We start from the raw sequence: 19,999 nt of genomic DNA, 5'->3' as shown, positions 1-19,999 counted from the left end.
ACCCTGAGTGGTGAAAATGGTCAGAGTGTGATCCCTGGCTACATCGTTCAGCCATCGAGGTGCTGGGTGAGGAAGAGGGCTGCCCGGTCCAGGGCGGCACCGGCCTCGTCCAGTACGTCGGTGAAGGCCTGGAACACGTGCGGTACGCCCGCGACGACGTCGAGCACCACGTCCACCCCGGCGGCCCGCGCCCGCTCCGCGACCCGGGTGGAGTCGTCGAGCAGCACCTCATTCGTGCCGGCCTGCAGCAGGAGCGGCGGCAGTCCGGTGAGGTCGCCCACGATCGCCGGGCTCAGCAGTTCCTGCTTCGGGTCCTGCCCGTTCGGGTACAGGGCTTTCATTGGGACCAGGTCGTTGCGGGTGAAGATCGGGTCGATGCCCGCCTTCGTGGTCATGCTGTCGCCGCTCATCGTGAAGTCCAGTCCCGGCGAGAAGGCCACGACGGCCGCCGGCTGGGGTAGTCCGGCGGCGCGGGCGGCCAGGCAGGTGCTGACGGCCAGACCGCCACCCGCCGAGTCGCCGGCGAAGGCGATGGACGACGCCTCCTCGCCGCGCTCGAGCAGTTCGCGGTAGGCGGCCGGACCGTCGTCGACCGCGGCCGGGAACGGGTGCTCCGGGGCCAGCCGGTAGTCCACCGACAGGGCCCGGATTCCGTTGCGCACCAACAGGTTCGCGGTGAGGCCGAGCGCGGTCGCGGGGGATCCGACCACCCACGAGCCGCCGTGGAAGTACAGGATCGTGCCCGGCCGGCTCCCGCCCTCGGGGGTCGACCGGCTGGAGACGCTCGGCTGGGTGCGGCGGGTGCCCAATCCGGCCGACCGGCGCTCGTCCCTGCTGGAGGTGACGGAGGCGGGGGAGGAGATGGTGGACCGGTCCCGTCAGATCTCCCAGGAACGACTGGACGAGCTGCTCGGCCTGGGTGGGCCCGAGCTGTCCCGGCCGGGTGAGGTTTTCTCCGGCCTGCGGCACCGGCTCGAGCGGGACGGGATCGGCAAGCCCGTCGGCTAGGCCCGGCCCAAGAACGGGACCATGATCTCCAGCAGCTCTCGCGGGCGGTCCAGCGGGAGGATGTGGCCACCGTCCGGGATCCGGAAGGCCTGTAGATCGTCGGCCAGGGGCCGCACCTGGTTCGCCGTCGCCTCGCCGACCGTGGCCCCGCCGATTACCGCGGTGGGTACGGTCAGACGCCGCTTCGACGCGAGATCGGCTATCAGGGAAGCATTCCCGGGCATGGCCCGGTAGTGTTCGAAACCACCCCGCAAACCCTCGGTGCCGCTGTAGGCGCGCACGAACGCGTCTTCAATGTGTGCCGGCAGGCCGCGTCCCAGTGTGCCCGAACGGTAGAACCAGTTCAGGTACTCGGCCTCGTGGCCGGGCAGCACGGTCTCGGCCAGGCCGGGCACCCGGTGGAAGCCGAACCACCACGGGGGCGCGAAATTCTCGGCCCCGGGCAGGGTTCCGATCAGGCCCTCGGTCAGCACCAGGCGGCTGACCCGGCCGGGATCGCGCAGGGCCGTGAAGAAGGCGATCGGTGCGCCCAGATCGATGCCCACCAGGTGCGCCGTGCGTAACCCGTGGGCATCGAGAAGGGAGAGCACATCGTCCGCCAGCGTGTTCAGGTCGTACCCGCCGGCCGGGCGGTCGCTGTCGCCCAGGCCCCGCAGGTCCGGGGCGAGCACCTGGTGGCGCCCGGCGAGCTCCGGGATCACCTCGCTCCAGACCCGCCAGGTGTGCGGCCAGCCGTGCAGCAGCACGACCGGCTCGCCCGAGCCCTCCACCGTCACGTTGATCTCGATGCCGTTCACCGGGATGCGCACAAGAGTCTCCTCGTCAGGGGCGGTTACCATCAGAGACCAGCACACCGTAGGAGACCGGGGTTGCCAAGAAGGCACTTCCGGGGAAGGTGGTGAGCCCGGTGAAACCACGGGGTGACCTGTTCAGTCCGCTCTGCCCGACACGTCATCTGCTCGACCGGATCGGCGACAAGTGGACGTCGATGATCGTGAAGGTGCTCGCCGAGGCCCATCCGGCCGAGGTGCGTTTCGCGGAACTGCGCCGCCGGGTGCCGGGGGTCTCGCAGAAGATGCTCTCGGTGACGCTGCGCGGCCTGGTGCGCGACGGACTGGTGACCCGCCGGGTGGAGGCCACCGTGCCGCCGAGCGTGCACTACGGCCTCACGGCGCGCGGTCTCTCGCTCGACGGTCCGCTGGCGGTGCTGCGGGATTGGGCCGAGACGAACATGCGCGAGATCGACGACCACGGCCAGGCCTGGGACGCTGCGAACTCTTAGGTCTTCGTCATGGACAGGTAGAGCCGGCGCGTCGGCACCGGTGCGGGCAGCGGCTGCGCGTGCTCGGCCGACAGCGACTGCAGGAAGTAGGCCGTCAGGCGGCGCCAGGCGCCCGGCGCCTGATCGATCGTGTGGCTGATCACCCCGGCGTTGGCCATGAGCATCAGCGGCATGTCGTTGGGCACGAAGTCGGCGCGGAGCTTGCCCGCGGCCTGGGCGCGTCGCGTAAGGGCGTCGAAAGTTCGGTAGGCGCGGGCCCGTTCGGCCTCGAACGCGGGTGCGGCGGGGAAGCTGCCGATCAGGACCTGGGAGAAGCCCCGGTCGCTGGCCTGTAGCTCGAACACCTCGGTGACGCACTGCTGGAAGCCCTGCCACGGATCGGGCCGGGCGGCGGCGGCCTCGGTGATGTCGGCGTAGCGGCGCATCCGGTCGCTGAACACCGTGGCGATCAGCTCGTCGCGGTGGGCGAAGTTGCGCAGCGTGGTGGCGATGCCCACGCCGGCGCGACGGGCGATCTCGTTCATCGACGCGTCCAGGCCCAGGTCGGCGAAGGCCAGGGCGGCGGCGGAGATGATCCGCTCCCGGTTGCGTACGGCGTCTGCCCTCGTCACGGAAACAGATTACCGGGGTCCGGAATATCTGGATAGGCCACTCCAGTTATGCTCGCCATCATCAACTGGAGTGGCCACTCCAGATCGCCGCCACCTCGTCCGTGAAGGAACCCGCCTGATGTTCATCGCCACCGCAGTCGTCTCGGTGCTCCTCGCCGTTCTCCTGATCGCCTCTTCCTACGGCAAGTTCACCCGCGGCGAGATGGGGCTCAAGGTCTCCCGCACGGTCGGCTGGCCGGAGAACCTGCTCTGGGTGCTCGGTCTGCTCGAGGTGGCCGGTGCCGCGGGCCTGGTCATCGGCCTGTCCTGGTGGCCGCTCGGGGTCGCCGCCGGGATCGGCGTGGTGCTCTACTTCGCCGGCGCCGTGATCGCGCACATCCGCAGCGGCGACCCGGAGTGGCAGCCGGCGGTCGTGATCGGCCTGATCGCGGTCGTGGCCGTGGTGCTGCGGGTGCTCAGCGCCTGACCGGAAACGGCCGAATCATGCTTCGACGAGGCATGATTCGGCCGTAGCGACGTCAGCGGAGGTCTTCGGGCACGGTCGGCTGGGTCGTCCGCTCGAAGGGCTCCGCCAGCAGGGCCCGGATCGTGGCGGCGTCGGTGTCGGCCCCGAACAGGGAGGTACCCGGCTGCAGTCGCACGCCCTGGGCGAGCGGGCCCACCTCGACCGGGTCGAAACCCAGGTCGTCCACCAGAGAAGCGACGGTACGCACGTCGTCCTCCAGGTCGCCCGCCAGCGCGATCGCCTTGCGGTCGGGGCTGCCGGCGGGCCGCGAACCGCCCTCCAGGTCGTGATAGCCCATGTGATTGAAGGCTTTCACCACCCTGGAGGTGGGCAGGTACGCCTGCACGACCTCACTGGAGGTGGTGCGCGGGTCGGTGAGGTCGTCCCGCACCCCGTCCACCTCCCACCAGTAGTTCATGGCGTCCACGACCAGCTTGCCGCGCAACGCGTCTGCCGGAACGGTCCGGTACTTGCCCAGAGGCAGGGCCAGCACGGCGATCTCGGCGCGCCGGGCCACCTCTTCCGAGGTGGCCGCCTGGGCGCCGGGCGCGAGGACACCGACGATGAGCGAGATCTTCGCCGGGTCGCCCGACCCGGAGATGAGCACCTCGTAGCCGGCCGCGACGGCCAGGCGGGCCAGCACGGTGCCGACCTTCCCGGCGCCCAGGATGCCGATGGTGGTCATTGTCCTAGCCTTCCAGCATGTCGCGGACCATGGGGACGACCTTGGTGCCATAAAGCTCCACGGTGCGGGAGCGGGCGCTCGCCGGCAGCGGGCCACCGGTGTAGGTCAGGTCGAAACGGCCCACGCCGAGCGCCTTGACGGAGGCGGCGATGCGGCGGGCGACGGTCTCGGGGGAGCCCAGGTAGAGGGAACCGCCCTCGACCTCGGACTCGAACTGGGCCCGGGTCACGGGCGGCCAGCCCCGGTCGGCGCCGATCTTGTCGCGCCCGGCCTTGTACGGGCCGTAGTACAGCTCCTTGGCCTGCTCGTCGGTGTCGGCGATGAAGCCGTGCGAGTGCATACCGACGGGGTGGGCGGTGGTGCCGAGCTCCTGCGCCGCCCTCTGGTACAGGTCGACGTAGGGCGCGAACCGCTCGGCCGGGCCCCCGATGATGGCGAGCATCAGCTTGAGGCCGTACTGCGCGGTGCGCACGACCGACTGCGGGGAGCCGCCGACGCCGACCCAGGTGTCCAGGCGGCCCTCGGTCTTCGGGAACACGTCGGCGTTCTTCAGGGCGGGGCGCGTGGTGCCGCTCCAGTCGACCGGCTTCTCGTCGAGGAGCTTCACGAACAGGTCGAGCTTCTCCTCGAACAGCACGTCGTAGTCGGCGAGGTCGTAGCCGAACAGGGGGAAGGACTCGGTGAAGGAGCCCCGCCCGAGGATCGCCTGCGCGCGTCCGTTGCTGAGCGCGTCGACGGTGGCGAACCGCTGGAACACGCGCACCGGGTCGTCGGAGCTGAGCACGGTCACGGCGGTGGCCAGCTTGATCCGCTCGGTGCGGGTCGCGATGCCGGCCAGCAGCGTCTCCGGGCTGGAGATCGCGTACTCGGAGCGGTGGTGCTCGCCGAGCGCGATGACGTCCACGCCGGTCTGGTCGGCGATGACCGCCTCGTCGAGGACCTGCCGGATCGCCGCGGCCTGGGAGACCAGGACCCCACGGTCGTCCACCGGCACCTCGCCGAAGGTGTCGAGACCCATGACGAGCTCGCTCATGACGCTGTCCTCCTGATGATTGAGTAATCAACTACATTGTGGCCGACGCACTCAACCATGGCTACGGCGGGGTTATGCCCGGGGGCCGAACGGGTGGATCACGGGGCTGACTGCGGCTCCGGCGGGCCCCTTGGCCGAAAAACGGGGGCCGGTTTGGCTCAGGGCCGACCGGGTGACGCCGAAGGATGCAGGAGATCCAGGCAGGGGTCCGCCCTCTTTGAGTGGAGCAGTGAGTGTTCAAGCGATCGCCCAAGAACTCGGCCGTGTCGGTCCAGCAGTCGGCCCGCGAGGCGCACGCGGATGTCGTGGCTGTTACCGACATGGTGATCAAGCTTGGTCAGGCGAGCACCCCTGAGCAGGCGGTCAAGACCTCGCTCGAGGTCGTGCGTCAGCACTTCGGATGGGCTTACGGGTCCTACTGGGTGCGTGACGCCACGGCTGAGGTGTTGCGGTTCGCGCTGGACAGCGGCGACGTCGGCCCGGAGTTCAAGTCGGTCACGCTGGAGGCGTCCTTCGCCGAGGGTGTCGGCCTCTCCGGCCGGGCCTGGCGGCAGCGTGACCTGGTGTTCGTCGAGGACCTCGGCACCATGACCGACTGCGTCCGCGCTCCCATCGCGATGAAACAGGGTGTGCGGAGCGGTATCTGCTTTCCCCTGTTCGAGCAGGGTGACGTGGTCGGCACGATGGACTTCTTCACCAACGAGGTGCTGACTCTGTCCGAGGACCGTCTGGCGGTGCTGCGGTCGATCGGCGTGCTGGTCTCGTCGGCCCTGGAGCGTCTGCACGAGGCCGTGCGTCAGGAGAAGGCGGCCCAGGACGTCGATCTGGTCTCCACGGTCATCCGGGAGCTGACCACCGCCACCAGCGACGACGATGCCCTGCGGGTGGCGATGGAGGCCGTCCGGCGTGACTTCGACTGGCAGTACGGCTCGTTCTGGCGCCTGGACGAGGAGGCGCAGGTGCTGCGATTCGCGAAGGAGTCCGGCGACGTCAACTCGGAGTTCCGCGACGTGACCATGTCGGCGTCGTTCGCCCAGGGCATCGGGCTCTCGGGCCGGGCCTGGGCCCGCAACGACTTCGTCTTCGTCGAGGACCTCGGCGAGCTGACCGACTGCGTTCGGAGTCCGGCCGCGCAACGAGCCGGAGTGAAATCGGGTGTCTGTCTCCCGATCACGGTCAACGGCCGGTTCATCGGCACCATCGACTTCTTCGCCACCCGCACCCTGATCATGGCCAAGAGCCGCGAGATGGCGCTGCGCAACACCGCCTTCCTGATCGGTCAGGCGATGGAGCGGTTCGGCGCCAGTCGGCAGCTGAAGAGCGCCGGTGCGCGGCTGATGGAGTCGATCGGCGAGGTGGAGCGCAACGTCGTCTCCGCCTCCGAGGTCGCCTCGCGGGGCGGTCAGCTCACCGAGGAGGCCAACACCCAGGTCGCCGCGCTCGGGCAGGCCAGCGCCGAGATCAACAAGGTGGTGCAGGACATCCAGACCATCGCCGCGCAGACCAAGCTGCTGGCGCTGAACGCCACCATCGAGGCCGCGCGGGCGGGTCAGTCGGGCAAGGGGTTCGCGGTCGTCGCCGAGGAGGTCAAGGACCTCTCGGGCGAGACCGAGCGGGCCACGACCAACGTCAGCGAGCGGGTCAACACCATCCAGAACCGGGTGCAGGCCGTCATCAGCTCGCTGGCCGACATCCACCACGCCGTCGACGAGATCAACCAGACCCAGCAACTGATCCAGGGCGTTCTCAGCGACCAGGCCAACATGACCCGCACCATCCTCGAATGACCTGTCCCTGAATCTTCCGACCTTTCAGGCCCGACGACCCGCCGGCCCTGTTCTCCGACTCCCGACCCTGAAGGGCGAAAAAATACATGACCCCCGCAAGCACGAAGACCGATTCGGTCAAGGGAAAGTCGGCCAAGAAGGCGGACAAGTCCAAGGCGAAGGCCAAGGGGTCGAAATCGGTTCCCGGCCCGCGGCGGGCACCGGAGCAGGCGCCGGAGCAGCAGGCTCCGGACCAGCAGCGGGCCAACGCGGCGTGGCAGCGGCTGGAGGAGGGTAACCAGCGCTGGGCCAGCGGTCTCAGTGGGGCGGCGCTCTCCCGCACCCCCGAGCGCCGGGCGAGCCTCGTGCAGGGGCAGGCCCCGTTCGCGATGGTGCTCGGCTGCGCCGACTCCCGGCTGCCCACCGAGCTGCTGTTCGACCAGGGCCTGGGGGACATCTTCGTGGTCCGCACCGCCGGTCACGCGGTCGACGACGCCGTGCTCGGATCGGTCGAGTACGCCGTGGCCGTGCTCGGGGTCGACCTGGTGGTCGTGCTCGGTCACGACAGCTGCGGCGCGGTGGCGGCCACCGCCAAGACCCTCGGTCAGGGCACGGTGCCCGGCGGCTACATCCGCGACATCGTGGAGCGCCTGTCCTGCGACATCGCCAGCGGCCAGCAGTCCGGCCTGACCAGCCTCGACGACCTGTCCCGCCACCACGCCCGCTCCACCGCGGAGCTCCTGCAGAATCGATCCGGCATCGTGCGAGACGCCGTGGAGAAGAACGGCCTCGGGATCGTTGCCGCCACCTACGAGCTGGGTAGCGGCCTGGTGCGGTCGGTTCCCGCCTCCTGAGTCCCGAACAGAATGAGGGACGCCCCACACACCCAGGTGTGTGGGGCGTCCCTCATTCTGGGGTTCGGTTCAGGACAGCGCGGACAGCCGCTGATCCACGCCCATCGCGACATCGGTGGGGGAGTACCCCTTCGCCGCGAACTCGAACACGGTGCCGCTGAGTTCCTGCCGCACAGCGGCCTTCGCGGTGGCGTCGCCGCCCGCGATCGCCGCTTCCACGCGGTCGAACAGGTCGTCGACCTGGCGGGTGTCGAAACCGCGCGCGACCACAGGGAATCTCTTAGCCATGGGGCGGAGTGTAGCTGCGGCGGCATAGGCGGAGGAAGTAGTGAACGGCATCGCTCCGGAGCTGCTTCGTCCCCGGTTCAGGCGCCGATGACGAGTTTCGGACGAAGGACGCCGGTGGTCTCCTCGGCAAAGGAAGCGGCCTTCCAGAGATGGTGGGCCAGCTCCCGGGTCTGGTGTGGTGTCATCTCGAAGAGCGCGCCCAGAGTGATCCGAGGTGCGCTCGCCCGGATGCTGACCGGCACGGCCGTCAGATCGAAATCGATGCGCTGGGCCACGCGGACCGATACCTCGTCCCCGGTGACGGCCACGACGCCGATCGTCCGCTCATGATCGATGGCCTCCTCGTCGACGACAGAAGTAGTTACCCAGCGATGCCCCTGGGGGTGCTGAATCTGGCGCATGACGGAAAGTCCTCCCGCGGAAGAAGCTATGGAGCCGGACGGCCCGGCGCTTCCCCGTTGCGGCTCCGCCCGGGAAGGGGCGGGGCGACGCCGGGCCGTCCTTCCGGCCGGCCCATCGGTCCCGATGGTTGCCGGCCTGCGTCCTACGATGCCGAGAGGGCTCTGAATCTGTCACTGTCCCATCAGGTGCCGCACCGCACGGGACGTCTTTCGCGATACGGATCCTTCTGCGCCCAATGGGGGAAATCGCGATTTTCGCCTACGCTTGATCGGCATGACGGGGATGGGAACGGGGGGCGCTGTCGAGGCAGCGGCCGTAGCGAGAAGGGTCGGGAGTGCGCGTCGAGCGCTGTCCCGGCATCTGGAGAAGGTCCGCCTGGACTCGGGGAAGACCTACGAACAACTGGCCGGGATGGGGCTGGCCCGGCGTTCCTCGTGGGACCGCTGGCGCAAGCGCCAGGCTCTGCCGAAAGATTCGACCGTGGCCTGGATCTGCCAGAAGCTCGGGGTCGAGCGGGAGCTGGCCGACCGCATGATCGATCTGGCGACCCGGGCGCATGACGGGGCCCGGCCCACCTGGTACGAGCAGGAGATCGGCAGCCTAGGGTATACGCCGGGCTTCACGACGATGCTCGAGCTCGAAGAAATCGCCTGCCGCATCCGTATCTTCGCGCCGATCCTGGTTCCGGGGCTGTTGCAGACGGCGGCCTACCAGCGGGCGATCTTCGAAGTAGCTCCGGGGCTCACGACCAGGAACGCCGAACGGCAGGCCGACGTGCGGGCCGGGCGGCAGGCCGTTCGCGAAGCGCAGAGAAAACGCTGTATCGCTGTGCTTTCGGAGGCGGCCCTTCAGCTTCAGGTCGGTGGGTCGGAAGTGATGGAAGAACAAATTGCGTACCTCCTGGCCCAGCATGCGACCGACCACACGGACGTCCTTGTCCGGCCTGCTTCGGCTGGTGCGCATCCCGGCGGGCGAGGAGAGTTCACCCTGCTCAATTTCCCGGTGGAGGCGTCGGAGCCCCCGTTCTCCTATGCCGAGGGCTACCAGGGAGCCGAGTGCAGTGAAGATCCTCAAGTGCTTTCCGACTTCGAGGAGCGGTGGGGCATCATTATGAGTAATTCTGTCCCGATCAAGGAGTTCGTGACGTGACCATGATGGATACCCCCTGGGTCAAGGCGACCGCCAGCGATGCGAACGGCAACTGCGTCGAGATGCGTCGTCATCGGGGCGCGATCGAGATCCGCGACACCAAGGACCGAGGTGAAGGGCCGACCCTGACCCTGGCTCCGCGGGCGATCGCCTCGTGGCTGGAAGGCGCTCGCCGGGGCGAGTTCACTCACCTCGCGAACCGCTGACCCGGCTCTTCGGCGAGCTGAGGGCTTACGGTCTTGCATCTGACCATGGAGGTCGTACCGTCGTTAAAACGGCAGTTAGAGCTCTAAAAGTTGTTTTAAGCGAGGTCGGGTGAAGAAGGCCAGGTCGTATCTACCGACCACCGAGCATGCTCTGGCGGCGTTCGGTGCGCAGATTGCCGTGGCCAGGCGTGAGCGTGGCTGGACGGCTGCCGACCTGGCCGAGCGGCTGGGGGTAAGCGCTCCGTTGGTCGGCAAGATCGAGCGCGGGGTTCCGGGCACCGCCATCGGCACTGTGTTCGAGGCCGCCGTGCTCTGCGGGGTCCCGCTGTTCAGCGTCGACCCAGCCGATCTGGAAGACCTGGCCATTGGCGAACGCCGGCGACTCGCTCTCCTGCCTGCCCGGATCCGCCGCGAAAGGGTCCAGATCAGTGACGACTTCTAGGTCCCGGGAGTAGCTCTTCGTCTGGGTGTGGTTGCCGGGTGCGACTGAACCGGTCGTCGCCGGCTCTGTGAACCGGAGCGGGGCGACGTTTCAAGGGCAGGAAGTGCTGCTGTTCACCTACGCGCGCAGCTATCGCGAGCGGGAGCGCGCGATCTCCCTGTTCGGCTCCGAACTACCCATAGGGACCGGCACTTTCGATCCCACAGGCAGTGGCTGGCCCCCTGCTGATGCGCTCGGGAGGCGCCGCAGTCCTCTGCCGATGCATAGCTGTCTGCGAGACGCTGCTCCGGATGCGTGGGGGCGGAGGGTCATCAACCTCAGGCTGGCGGGCAATCCGGAAGCTGAGCTCTCCGAGTTGACCTACCTGGCCGGCAGCGGGAGCGACCGTATCGGGGCCTTGGACTTCCAGGATTCGCCGACCCGGTATGAGCATCGTGGAGAGGGAGCCACACTCGATCAGCTCATCGAGGCCGCCGAGTTGATCGAAGCTGGACAGAGCCTGCCTGAAGGGCTTCTCGCGGCGGCTGGACACGGCACGTCCATCGGAGGTGCCCGTCCCAAGGCCTTGCTGTCGGACGGGGATCGACATCTGATCGCCAAGTTCTCCTCGACCACCGACACGCGACCGGTGGTCAAGGCCGAGGCCGCTTCCATGCTGATGGCGGCCCGGGTCGGTGTCGATGTCGCCCCAGTCGCCCTGCGAACGGTCAATGGCAAGGATGTGCTTCTCGTCGAGCGCTTCGACAGGCCCGGGAATGGCACCCGGCGCCTGGTCCTGTCAGCACTGACGGTCCTCGGCCTGTCCGAGATGGAGTCACGGCACAGTAGCTACGCCGAGATCGCCCGCGTGGTGCGGGCCGGTGCGTGGACGGCGCCCGACGACACCTTGCAAGAGCTGTACCTACGTCTCGTGTTCAACGTCTGTGTCGGCAATACGGATGACCATCTGCGCAACCATGCTGTCTTCTGGGACGGGGCGAACGCGACACTCACGCCGGCTTACGATCTCGCCCCACAGCCCCGCTCCACACAGGTCGCCACGCATGCCATCGGGATCACCTCGAACGGAGAGAGAGCGAGCCAGCTGCGTCTCTGTCGTCAGGTCGCACCGGAGTTCCATCTGAGCTCTTCCGACGCGGACGACATCATCGATCACACCGTCTCGACGATTGAGAAGACCTGGGACGAGGTAAGCGACGAGGCGCTACTGACCGGTGCCGAGAGGGCGAGTCTGTGGGGCCGTGAATTTCTCAACCCATACATCTTCTACGACAACGCCTGAGCCGCAGGACGCTCGGCTTCCGGTCAGGGGGCCTGCTGCTTCTCCCGCTTCTCCTTCTTCCACGACTCGTAGCCGCTCCAGAAGGCCAGGCCCGCCGTGGTGGCGGTCACGACGACCACGAGCCAGCTCCAGATGTTCGCGTCGGAGCTTCCGCTCAGCAGGTCGCTGAGGCGTACGACCGTCAGCACCGCGAAGAACGCGCCGAAGCCGAGAGTTACCTGAGCTGACATCTTGTCTGCCCTTCATGGGTGCGGTGCTGTACAAAGCCGTCAGGGGCGGCTTCCCGAGAGTGGGAAACCGCCCCTGACCTGCGGTGGAGCTATAGGGATTTGAACCCTAGACCCCCTCGATGCGAACGAGGTGCGCTACCAGACTGCGCTATAGCCCCAACGAGAAAAGACTAGCACCGCCGGACCCGATGCTCCGAATCGGCCTTCAGTGGGCTGGGACGGAGGCCTCTGACCAGCGATGTCAGCGGTGAGGGCGGTGATCTACCAGGCGGCGCATCTTGCCCACCGAGCGCTCGATGGTGTGCGGATCCATCACATCGACCTCGATCGAGACACCGATCCGGGCCTTCACCAGCCGGCGCAGGGCCTCGCCCGCGGTGGTGGCGGCCTGCGGGGTGCTGTTCTCGCGGCGTTCCACACGCACCGTCAGTGAGTCGAGGTGGCCGCGCCGGTCGAGCACGCACTGGAAGTGGGGGCTGAGGGCGGGCAGGCCGAGGATCAGCTCCTCCAGCTGGCTCGGGAAGAGGTTCACGCCGCGCAGGATGATCATGTCGTCGCTGCGGCCGGTGATCTTCTCCAGGCGGCGCATCGTGCGGGCGGTGCCGGGCAGCAGGCGGGTGAGGTCACGCGTGCGGTAGCGGACGACCGGCATGGCCTGCTTGGTCAGCGAGGTGAGGACCAGCTCGCCCTCGGCGCCGTCGGGCAGCACGTCACCGGTGACGGGGTCGACCACCTCGGGGTAGAAGTGGTCCTCCCAGACGTGCAGCCCGTCCTTGGTCTCGACGCACTCGCTGGCCACGCCGGGCCCGATCACCTCGGACAGGCCGTAGATGTCCACGGCGTGCAGGTCGAGCCGCTGCTCCATCTCGCGGCGCAGCTCGTTGGTCCACGGCTCGGCGCCGAAGATCCCGATCTTCAGCGAGGTGGAGCGGGGCCGGATGCCCTGACGTTCCATCTCGTCGATCACGTTGAGCATGTACGAGGGGGTCACCATGATGATGTCGGGCCGGAAGTCCTGGATCAGCTGCACCTGACGCTCGGTCATGCCGCCGGAGACCGGGACGACGGTGCAGCCCAGCCGTTCGGCCCCGGCGTGCGCTCCCAGACCGCCGGTGAACAGCCCGTAGCCGTAGGCGTTGTGCAGCACCATGCCGCGCCGGCCGCCCGCGGCGCGGATCGAGCGGGCCACCACGTCCGCCCACATGCCCAGGTCGTCCTTCGTGTACCCGACCACCGTGGGGCGTCCCGTGGTGCCGCTCGACGCATGCACGCGCACGACGTCCTCCCGGGGCACCGCGAACATCCCGAAGGGATAGTTCCGCCGCAGGTCCTCCTTCGTGGTGAACGGCAGTCTGGCCAGGTCGGAGAGCTCGTGCAGGTCGTCGGGATGCGCGCCCACCGCCTCGAACGCGGCCCGGTAGTGGGCCACGTGGTCGTAGGCGTGACGCATACTCCACCGCAGACGCCCGATCTGCAGGGCCCTGAGCTCGTCCACCGAGGCGGTCTCGATCGCCTCGAGGTCGCCATTGCGGGGACTCAGATCCAGCATGTGGGTTCCTCCATCACAACTCCGGGGCCCGTGCCTGATTTCGAGGGTTACATCCGGTGGCAGCCGGACCTCGGTCGCAGGTACGGAGTTCTTGACGTAGCGCCGAACGGGAGGCCGCGCAGCTCCGGCTCTCCCGCGTCGGGCACGGGGAATCATCGGGTGATCACCAGAAGCATCCGATCGCTGCCCCGCGGGGAAGAAAGTGATCCTTGCCGGGGTCACAGGCCCGGTCTTCGGTCCCGGCCGGTCGCGGGAACTGGTACGAATGGTGGCGTTTGTTCCGTGTGGTCTGTGGCGAGGGGCGAAGTCGTGTACCCGTTGGAAGCGTCCGATCCGGACTCGGTCGGTCCGTACCGTCTCGCCGGGCGTCTGGGGCAGGGCGGTATGGGCCGCGTCTATCTCGGGCGTACCGCCGGGGGCCGCCCGGTCGCGGTCAAAGTGATCGCCGGAGAATTCGAGCGTCACCCGGAGAGCCTGGCCCGCTTCCGGCGGGAGGTGGAGATCCTCGGCACGGTGCGTAACGCCTTCACCGCGGCGCTGATCGATTCCGGCGTGCAGCGGGCGCCGTACTGGCTGGCGACGGAGTACGTTCCGGGGCCGACGCTTTCCGCGGTGATCGAGGAACACGGGGCGCTGGACCCGGACGTCTGCCGGGGGCTGTTCGCGGCCCTGGCCGAAGGGCTGGCCGACATCCACGCACATCGCGTGTCTCATCGGGACCTGAAGCCGCAGAACATCATCCTCTCCGTCACCGGTCCGCAGCTGATCGACTTCGGGATCGCCCGGGACCCGGATCAGCCGGGTGTCACGCAGGTCGGCATGGCGATCGGCACGCCGGGATACACCGCCCCGGAGGCGCTGTCCGGTCACGAGACCGGACCGGCGGCCGACATCTTCGCGCTGGGCGCCACGATGGCGGCGGCCGCGACGGGCAGAGCTCCCTACGGCCGGGGCAGCGGTTTCATGATCAGTCAGCGCAGCCTGAGCGGCGACGTCGACGTGGACGGGGTACCCGGGGATCTCGCCGCCCTGATCAGGGCCTGCAGCGCCGCCGAACCCGGCTCGCGACCCGGCGCCGGGCAGATCGTGGCGCATTGCCGACCGGAGACATCGCTGATCGAGAACCCTTCCTACCAGAGCCTTCTTGCTTCCATTCCGTCCTCGTCCGGAGCTCCTGCCCAGGTGCCCGCCCGCGTCCCGGAATACACGCCGGATTACGGGCCGGACCGCACCGAGGTGATGGCTCCCGCGGCGATGCCGTACGACCGGGCCCCCCGGGCCGCCTCCCCCTCCGAGGACTGGCGGCAGACCCGTTCCCGGCCGGCGGAGTTCGAGGAGCCGAGCAGCTGGTTCCGGAACGGCCCGCTGATGGCGGTCGGCGCGGTGCTGCTGGTCATCGTCGGAGTGGTTGCCGCGATGAACCTGGTCGGTGGCAAGGAGCCGGACCTGACCCCGGTCGCGATCTCGACGCCGGACGCGGCGGCCGCCGAGGAGACGGCGGCCGAGGAGACGGCCCCGGTCGAGGAGACCGCGGAGGCCGAGGCCGAGGAAGCCGCGCGGGAGAAGGCGGCGCGGGAGAAGGCGGAGAAGCGGAAGGCGGCCCGGCAGAAGGCGAGGGAGCAGCGGGCCGCCGAGCTGAAGGCCCAGGCGGAGGCCAAGCAGAAGGCCATGCAGACCCTGACCGGCCCGGGCGATGTGTGCGTGGCGGTCCCGGGCACGCGGACGAACGGTGATCTGCCCACGATGCAGCCCTGCGACGGGTCACCGGCGCAGCGCTGGAGCTACACGGCCGAGGGGGCCCTGTCGGCGCAGGGTATGTGCCTCGACGTGGGAGCGGGTGATGTGAGCAACGGTCACCAGGTCCAGGTCTGGGGCTGTAACAGCACGCCGGCCCAGATCTTCCAGGCGAACGGGGACGACGGGTACGGGCACAGCATGCTGCAGAACGCGGCGTCGGGACGTTGCCTGACCACGCCGACCGACGTGCCGCAGAGTGGTGCCGCACTGATGCTCTGGGACTGCGCGGGCAATCAGAACCAGTCCTGGCGTATTCCGTAGGTTGTAGCGTGCGGGTCCGGGAACATCCCCTGGGTGGACGTCCGTCCCGACCCGGTCTGTGGAGGTCACCATGATGGTCATCGAGTTCGTAGCCCCGCAGGATGACGTCGTCGCCGAGGTCACGGCCCTCGTCAACGAGGTGTACGAGGCCGGTGAGAAGGGCATCTGGGCCGACGGCACACCCCGCACCGACCCCGCGCAGATCCGGTCGTTCATGGAGGCCGGCGAGATCGCCGTCGCCCACCGTGACGGAGTGTTCGTGGGATCGGTCCGCGTGCAGCAGCTCCCGACCGGCGAGGCCGAGTTCGGCATGCTCGCCGCTCACCCGGCGCACCGCGGCACGGGCATCGGCAGTGAGCTGATGACCTTCGCCGAGACCTGGGCCCGGGAGCGGGGCCTGAGCACCATGCAGCTGGAGGTGCTCTTCCCGACCGAGTGGGAGCACCCGGACAAGGCCTTCCTGCGCGCCTGGTACCTGCGCGCCGGCTACGAACTGGTGCGCACGGGCGACTTCGCCACCGACTACCCGGCCCTGGCCCCCCGTCTGGCCACCCCGTGCGACTACCTGATCTTCCACAAGCACCTGGAGGACGGGCGTCAGAGGTAGCGGACGCCCGTCAGCTCTTCGGATGCGGCCCAGAGCCGCTGTCCCACGGCCGGATCGGTGGCTTCCGGGCTGAGGCGGGCGTGCGTCACCCGACCCCGCGTCTCCCAGAGCCGGGCCGGGCCGAAGAACTGGCCACCCTGCACGCCCGGGTCGGTCGCGGCACATAGCTGCGGCCGGGCTCCCTGCTCCACCGGCTGGGTGGCCAGCAGCCCGATCCACGAGAGGACGCGGCCGGGGCGGCCGAGGTGTTCCCACGCCCGCGGGGTCAGGTTGGTACGGGTGAGACCGGGATGGGCCAGCACGCTGATGACCGGCGACCCCGCAGCCTCCAGACGGCGATGCAGTTCGAGGCCGAAGACCGTGGTGGCGAGCTTGGACCGGCCGTAGGCGGGGGAGGCCCGGAAGTCACGCTCGGACATCAGGTCGTCGAAGTCCAGGTGGGCGGTCTTGTGGGTGATCGAGCTCAGGTTCACCACCCGCGCTCCCGGCCGCAGGGTGCCCAGCAGCAGACCGGTCAGGGCGAAGTGGCCCAGCAGGTTGGTGCCGATCTGTAGCTCGAAGCCGTCGGCCGTGGTGCGGCGCTCGCCGAGCAGCACCACCCCGGCGTTGTTGACCAGCAGGTCGATCGCCGGGTGGTCAGCGGTCAGGCCCTGCGCGAAGGCCCGCACCGAGGCCAGGGAGGCCAGGTCGAGCTCGCGGACCTCGACATCCCCGCCGATCCGGCGCGCGGCCTCCTCACCGGCCCGGAGATTACGCACGGCGAGCACCACGTGGGCACCGTGCCGGGCCAGCTCAGTGGCGGTGACCAGGCCGACACCCGAGTTCGCGCCGGTCACGACGGCGATGCGGCCGTGCTGGCCGGGAATGCTTTCTGCGGTCCATCCGGACATCTGCTGCTCCTCAGAGGGGGGAGCTGACGACGTTAGGAGGGGCGCCGGCGCATTCGCTCGCACTCGGTCACCTAGGTCCACGAGACCTACCCGCCGACCCGGTCCCGGCCGCAGACTGGCGGGATGAGCCATCCGTACGCCCAGGAACTCGGCGACTTCCTGAGGGCCCGCCGCAACCGGCTGCACCCGCACGACGTCGGCCTGGAACCGGGCGGGCGGCGCAAGGTGAGCGGTCTGCGCCGCGAGGAACTGGCCCTGCTCGCCGGGCTGAGCACCGACTACTACCAGCGCATGGAGCAGGGCCGGGAGGTGCGCCCGTCCGACGACGTGCTGGATGCGCTCGCCGGTGCGCTCGGCCTGGACGACGAGGAACGCCGGCACCTGTTCGGCCTGGCCCACGCGGCCCGCCGCCCGGTGCCCACCCACCCGGACCGGGGCCCGGAGCACGTCCCGGAGAGCACCCGGCGACTGCTGCGGCTGATGGACACCCCGGCGCTCGTGCTCGGCCGGCACCTGGACCTGCTCGCCTGGAACCCGATGGCCCAGGCGCTGTTCGGCGATCCGGCCGACCACGCACCCGACCGGCTCAATATGCTCCTGCTGCTGTTCGACCACACCCTGACCCGGGAACGGACCTGCCCGGGCTGGGAACAGCAGGCCCTCGACTACATCGCCATGATGCGCTCCGCCGTCGGCTCCGATCCCACACATCCCCGCGCCACCGCGATCGTCGGCGAACTGAGCATCCGCAGCGACGACTTCCGGCGGCTGTGGGCCCGGCACGACGTGCGCGAGTCGGTCAGCGGCACCAAGACCTTCCGGGTGCCCGAGGTCGGCGACATCGCACTGGACTGGGACACCTACCCGCTGCCGGGAAATCCGGGGCCGGTGATGCTCGTCTTCACCGCGGAACCGGGCAGCGCCGACGCCGACCGTCTGCAGCTCCTGGCCACGTTGAAGGTGACCAGAACTAGCCGAAGGTCAGCGCCAGCAGCACCAGGTTGAGCCCGACGATGAGCACGCACGCGGCCGAGGCGGCGAGGGTCGTCCAGGGGCCGTTGCGGTTCGGTCCCATCACCGACCGGCTCGAGGTGAGCACGAGCAGGGGGATCAGGGCGAAGGGGATGCCGAACGACAGCACCACCTGCGAGTAGATCAGGGCGGTGGTCGGGTCGGCGCCCAGGGCCAGCACGATCACGGCGGGCACGGCCGTGATCAGGCGGCGGGCCAGTACCGGGATGTCCCAGGCGAGCAGCCCACCCATGATCACACCCCCGGCGTAGCCGCCCACCGCGGTGGAGGCCAGGCCGGAGAACAGCAGGGCCACGGCGAAGAACAGGGCCGCCAGCGGGCCCAGGGTGTGGCCGAGCGCGGCGTGCACGCCCTCGATGGATGTCATGTCGCCGGCCCCGGAGAGCGCGGTCGCCCCGAGCAGCAAAAGGGCCAGGTTCACCGCGCCGGCCGCCAGGAGAGCCACGCCGACATCGGTGCGGGTGGCGGTCAGCAGGGTGGGAAGTCGCTCGGGAGAGACCTTTCCGTGCCGGTCGGCCGCCAGGGCGGAGTGCGCGTAGATCGCGTGGGGCATCACCGTGGCGCCGAGCATGCCGACCGCCAGCAGCAGACTGTCGGTGCCCTCGAGCCGGGGCACCAGGCCGGAGAACACGCCGGGAGCCGACGGCGGGGCGAACACCAGGCCCACCGTGAAGCCGAGGAACACCACGCACAGCATGGCCACTACGATGCGGTGGAAGTTGCGGGACGAGCCGAGGATCAGCACCGACACGGCCGTGGTGATCAGCGCACCCGGGAGCAACGGCACACCGAACAGCAGCGACAGGGCCAGTGCGCCGCCGACGATCTCGGCGAGGTCCGTGGCCATGGCCACCACCTCGGCCTGGACCCAGTACGCGATCCGCCAGCCGCCCGAGAGCTTCTCCCGCAGCACGGCGGGCAGCGACCGGCCGGTGACGATCCCGAGCTTGGCCGAGAGGAACTGCAGCAGAGCCGCGATCAGGTTGGCCCCGACGACCACCCAGACCAGGAGATATCCGTACGTGGCCCCGGCCGCGGTGTTGGTCGCCACGTTGCCGGGATCGACGTAGGCGGCGGACGCCACGAGGGCCGGGCCGAGGAGCGCCGCAACGCTCCTCAGGCCCGGCCTCGCCACTGCGGGCGCGCTCAGAAGTCCCAGTCCTCGTCCTCGGTGTTGACCGCCTTGCCGATCACGTACGACGAGCCGGAACCCGAGAAGAAGTCGTGGTTCTCGTCCGCGTTGGGCGAGAGCGCCGACAGGATCGCCGGGTTCACGTCGGTCTCGTCCTTCGGGAACAGGGCCTCGTAACCGAGGTTCATCAGGGCCTTGTTCGCGTTGTACCGCAGGAACTTCTTGACGTCCTCGGTCAGGCCGAGCGGGTCGTAGAGGTCCTGCGTGTACTCGACCTCGTTCTCGTACAGCTCGAACAGCAGCGAGAACGTGTAGTCCTTCAGTTCGTCCCGCTCGGCCGGCGAGACGAGCTCCAGGCCCTTCTGGAACTTGTACCCGATGTAGTACCCGTGCACGGCCTCGTCCCGGATGATCAGGCGAATCAGGTCGGCCGTGTTCGTCAGCTTCGCCCGGCTCGACCAGAACATCGGCGCGTAGAAGCCGGAGTAGAACAGGAACGACTCGAGCATGGTCGAGGCGACCTTGCGCTTCAGCGGGTCGTCACCGTTGTAGTAGCCCAGCACGATCTCGGCCTTGCGCTGCAGCGAAGGGTTCTCCTCCGACCAGCGGAACGCCTCGTCGATCTCCGGCGTGGAGATCAGCGTGGAGAAGATCGAGGAGTACGACCGCGCGTGCACCGACTCCATGAACGCGATGTTCGTGTAGACGGCTTCCTCGTGCGGCGTCAGCGAGTCCGGGATCAGGCTGACCGCGCCGACCGTGCCCTGGATCGTGTCGAGCAGCGTCAGGCCGGTGAAAACCCGTGTCGTCATCTGCTTCTCGACGTCTGTGAGGGTGGCCCAGGACTGGATGTCGTTCGACAGCGGCACCTTCTCCGGAAGCCAGAAGTTTCCGGTGAGCCGGTCCCAGACCTCCAGGTCCTTCTCGTCCTGCAGCTTGTTCCAGTTGATCGCAGAGACGCGATTGATCAGCTTGACCATGATGACAA

At 68.8% G+C, this 19,999-nt stretch carries 23 protein-coding genes and 1 tRNA gene; 11 read left to right on the top strand and 13 right to left on the bottom strand.

Going from position 1 to position 19,999, the window contains the following annotated elements:
- Nucleotides 1-47: 47 nt before the first annotated feature.
- Together LR393_RS22110 and LR393_RS22100 are read right to left on the bottom strand one after the other, a co-directional pair.
- A complete protein-coding gene (locus LR393_RS22110) occupies nt 48-863 on the bottom strand; it encodes an alpha/beta hydrolase (protein WP_407937341.1) in 816 nt (271 codons plus the stop codon).
- A gap of 141 nt (nt 864-1,004) precedes the next feature.
- The gene (locus LR393_RS22100) at nt 1,005-1,847 is read right to left on the bottom strand and encodes an alpha/beta fold hydrolase (protein WP_231486049.1); all 843 of its coding nucleotides are present in this window, start codon (nt 1,845-1,847) and stop codon (nt 1,005-1,007) included.
- A 68-nt stretch (nt 1,848-1,915) separates the two neighbouring features.
- Here LR393_RS22100 and LR393_RS22095 point away from each other — a divergent pair, with 68 nt between their 5' ends.
- Nucleotides 1,916-2,290 (top strand): winged helix-turn-helix transcriptional regulator, encoded by a 375-nt coding sequence (locus tag LR393_RS22095; protein WP_231486048.1) that lies wholly within the window; start codon nt 1,916-1,918, stop codon nt 2,288-2,290.
- Here LR393_RS22095 and LR393_RS22090 read toward each other — a convergent pair.
- Nucleotides 2,287-2,901, bottom strand: a complete 615-nt coding sequence (locus LR393_RS22090) for a TetR/AcrR family transcriptional regulator (RefSeq protein ID WP_231486047.1) — start codon at nt 2,899-2,901, stop codon at nt 2,287-2,289. The genes LR393_RS22095 and LR393_RS22090 overlap by 4 nt on opposite strands.
- A gap of 118 nt (nt 2,902-3,019) precedes the next feature.
- Here LR393_RS22090 and LR393_RS22085 point away from each other — a divergent pair, with 118 nt between their 5' ends.
- Nucleotides 3,020-3,367 carry a DoxX family protein gene (locus tag LR393_RS22085; RefSeq protein ID WP_231486046.1) on the top strand — a complete coding sequence of 116 codons (348 nt, stop codon included), beginning with the start codon at nt 3,020-3,022 and terminating at the stop codon, nt 3,365-3,367.
- A gap of 52 nt (nt 3,368-3,419) precedes the next feature.
- Here LR393_RS22085 and LR393_RS22080 read toward each other — a convergent pair whose 3' ends face one another.
- Nucleotides 3,420-4,091: an NADPH-dependent F420 reductase gene (locus tag LR393_RS22080; protein ID WP_231486045.1), complete on the bottom strand. Its 672-nt coding sequence runs from the start codon at nt 4,089-4,091 to the stop codon at nt 3,420-3,422.
- A 4-nt stretch (nt 4,092-4,095) separates the two neighbouring features.
- A complete protein-coding gene (locus LR393_RS22075) occupies nt 4,096-5,124 on the bottom strand; it encodes an LLM class flavin-dependent oxidoreductase (RefSeq protein WP_231486044.1) in 1,029 nt (342 codons plus the stop codon).
- A 233-nt stretch (nt 5,125-5,357) separates the two neighbouring features.
- On the opposite strand from LR393_RS22075, the gene LR393_RS22070 reads away from it, so the two are divergent.
- Complete coding sequence (locus LR393_RS22070; RefSeq protein ID WP_231486043.1) at nt 5,358-6,911, top strand: GAF domain-containing protein; 1,554 nt, start codon at nt 5,358-5,360, stop codon at nt 6,909-6,911.
- An 86-nt stretch (nt 6,912-6,997) separates the two neighbouring features.
- Nucleotides 6,998-7,744, top strand: coding sequence for a carbonic anhydrase (locus LR393_RS22065; RefSeq protein WP_231486042.1), 747 nt, complete (start codon nt 6,998-7,000; stop codon nt 7,742-7,744).
- A gap of 69 nt (nt 7,745-7,813) precedes the next feature.
- Here the strand turns inward: LR393_RS22065 and LR393_RS22060 are convergent, their stop codons facing one another.
- A complete protein-coding gene (locus LR393_RS22060) occupies nt 7,814-8,032 on the bottom strand; it encodes a DivIVA domain-containing protein (RefSeq protein WP_231486041.1) in 219 nt (72 codons plus the stop codon).
- Nucleotides 8,033-8,109: 77 nt separating this feature from the next.
- Nucleotides 8,110-8,433 (bottom strand): hypothetical protein, encoded by a 324-nt coding sequence (locus LR393_RS22055; RefSeq protein WP_231486040.1) that lies wholly within the window; start codon nt 8,431-8,433, stop codon nt 8,110-8,112.
- Nucleotides 8,434-8,707: 274 nt separating this feature from the next.
- Here LR393_RS22055 and LR393_RS22050 point away from each other — a divergent pair, with 274 nt between their 5' ends.
- The 4 genes from LR393_RS22050 (at nt 8,708) to LR393_RS22035 (ending at nt 11,513) form a co-directional block, all read left to right on the top strand.
- On the top strand, nt 8,708-9,583 hold the full coding sequence (locus LR393_RS22050) for a DUF5753 domain-containing protein (protein WP_231486039.1): 876 nt from the start codon (nt 8,708-8,710) through the stop codon (nt 9,581-9,583).
- Nucleotides 9,584-9,585: 2 nt separating this feature from the next.
- Nucleotides 9,586-9,789, top strand: a complete 204-nt coding sequence (locus LR393_RS22045; protein WP_231486173.1) for a DUF397 domain-containing protein — start codon at nt 9,586-9,588, stop codon at nt 9,787-9,789.
- A gap of 109 nt (nt 9,790-9,898) precedes the next feature.
- Nucleotides 9,899-10,231, top strand: a complete 333-nt coding sequence (locus LR393_RS22040) for a helix-turn-helix domain-containing protein (RefSeq protein ID WP_231486038.1) — start codon at nt 9,899-9,901, stop codon at nt 10,229-10,231.
- A gap of 103 nt (nt 10,232-10,334) precedes the next feature.
- A complete protein-coding gene (locus LR393_RS22035) occupies nt 10,335-11,513 on the top strand; it encodes a type II toxin-antitoxin system HipA family toxin (RefSeq protein ID WP_231486037.1) in 1,179 nt (392 codons plus the stop codon).
- 23 nt (nt 11,514-11,536) lie between these two features.
- Here LR393_RS22035 and LR393_RS22030 read toward each other — a convergent pair whose 3' ends face one another.
- From LR393_RS22030 to paaK, 3 genes are all read right to left on the bottom strand, one after another.
- Nucleotides 11,537-11,743, bottom strand: a complete 207-nt coding sequence (locus tag LR393_RS22030; protein WP_231486036.1) for a hypothetical protein — start codon at nt 11,741-11,743, stop codon at nt 11,537-11,539.
- An 84-nt stretch (nt 11,744-11,827) separates the two neighbouring features.
- Nucleotides 11,828-11,901 (bottom strand) — tRNA-Ala (locus tag LR393_RS22025).
- An 83-nt stretch (nt 11,902-11,984) separates the two neighbouring features.
- Entirely contained in the window at nt 11,985-13,292 is a 1,308-nt protein-coding gene (paaK, locus tag LR393_RS22020) for a phenylacetate--CoA ligase PaaK (protein ID WP_231486035.1), read from the bottom strand.
- Between the two features lie 309 nt (nt 13,293-13,601).
- Between paaK and LR393_RS22015 the strand changes: the two genes are divergently transcribed.
- Together LR393_RS22015 and LR393_RS22010 are read left to right on the top strand one after the other, a co-directional pair.
- A complete protein-coding gene (locus LR393_RS22015) occupies nt 13,602-15,350 on the top strand; it encodes a serine/threonine protein kinase (protein WP_231486034.1) in 1,749 nt (582 codons plus the stop codon).
- A 70-nt stretch (nt 15,351-15,420) separates the two neighbouring features.
- Nucleotides 15,421-15,957: a GNAT family N-acetyltransferase gene (locus LR393_RS22010; protein ID WP_231486033.1), complete on the top strand. Its 537-nt coding sequence runs from the start codon at nt 15,421-15,423 to the stop codon at nt 15,955-15,957.
- Here the strand turns inward: LR393_RS22010 and LR393_RS22005 are convergent.
- Nucleotides 15,948-16,847, bottom strand: coding sequence for an oxidoreductase (locus LR393_RS22005; protein ID WP_231486032.1), 900 nt, complete (start codon nt 16,845-16,847; stop codon nt 15,948-15,950). The genes LR393_RS22010 and LR393_RS22005 overlap by 10 nt on opposite strands.
- Nucleotides 16,848-16,970: 123 nt before the next feature.
- Here LR393_RS22005 and LR393_RS22000 point away from each other — a divergent pair, with 123 nt between their 5' ends.
- Nucleotides 16,971-17,852 carry a helix-turn-helix transcriptional regulator gene (locus LR393_RS22000; protein ID WP_231486031.1) on the top strand — a complete coding sequence of 294 codons (882 nt, stop codon included), beginning with the start codon at nt 16,971-16,973 and terminating at the stop codon, nt 17,850-17,852.
- On the opposite strand, the gene LR393_RS21995 is transcribed toward LR393_RS22000, so the two are convergent.
- Entirely contained in the window at nt 17,818-19,014 is a 1,197-nt protein-coding gene (locus LR393_RS21995) for an Nramp family divalent metal transporter (RefSeq protein ID WP_231486030.1), read from the bottom strand. The genes LR393_RS22000 and LR393_RS21995 overlap by 35 nt on opposite strands.
- Before the next feature lie 11 nt (nt 19,015-19,025).
- The gene (gene nrdF / locus LR393_RS21990) at nt 19,026-19,991 is read right to left on the bottom strand and encodes a class 1b ribonucleoside-diphosphate reductase subunit beta (protein WP_231486029.1); all 966 of its coding nucleotides are present in this window, start codon (nt 19,989-19,991) and stop codon (nt 19,026-19,028) included.
- Between the last annotated feature and the right edge of the window lie 8 nt (nt 19,992-19,999).

Origin of the sequence: Kineosporia mesophila (genome assembly GCF_021129235.1) — a bacterium.
GTDB classification, from domain to species: domain Bacteria; phylum Actinomycetota; class Actinomycetes; order Actinomycetales; family Kineosporiaceae; genus Kineosporia; species Kineosporia mesophila.
Note: the sequence above shows the minus strand (reverse complement) of the source record. Positions and strands in the feature narration are given on the sequence as shown.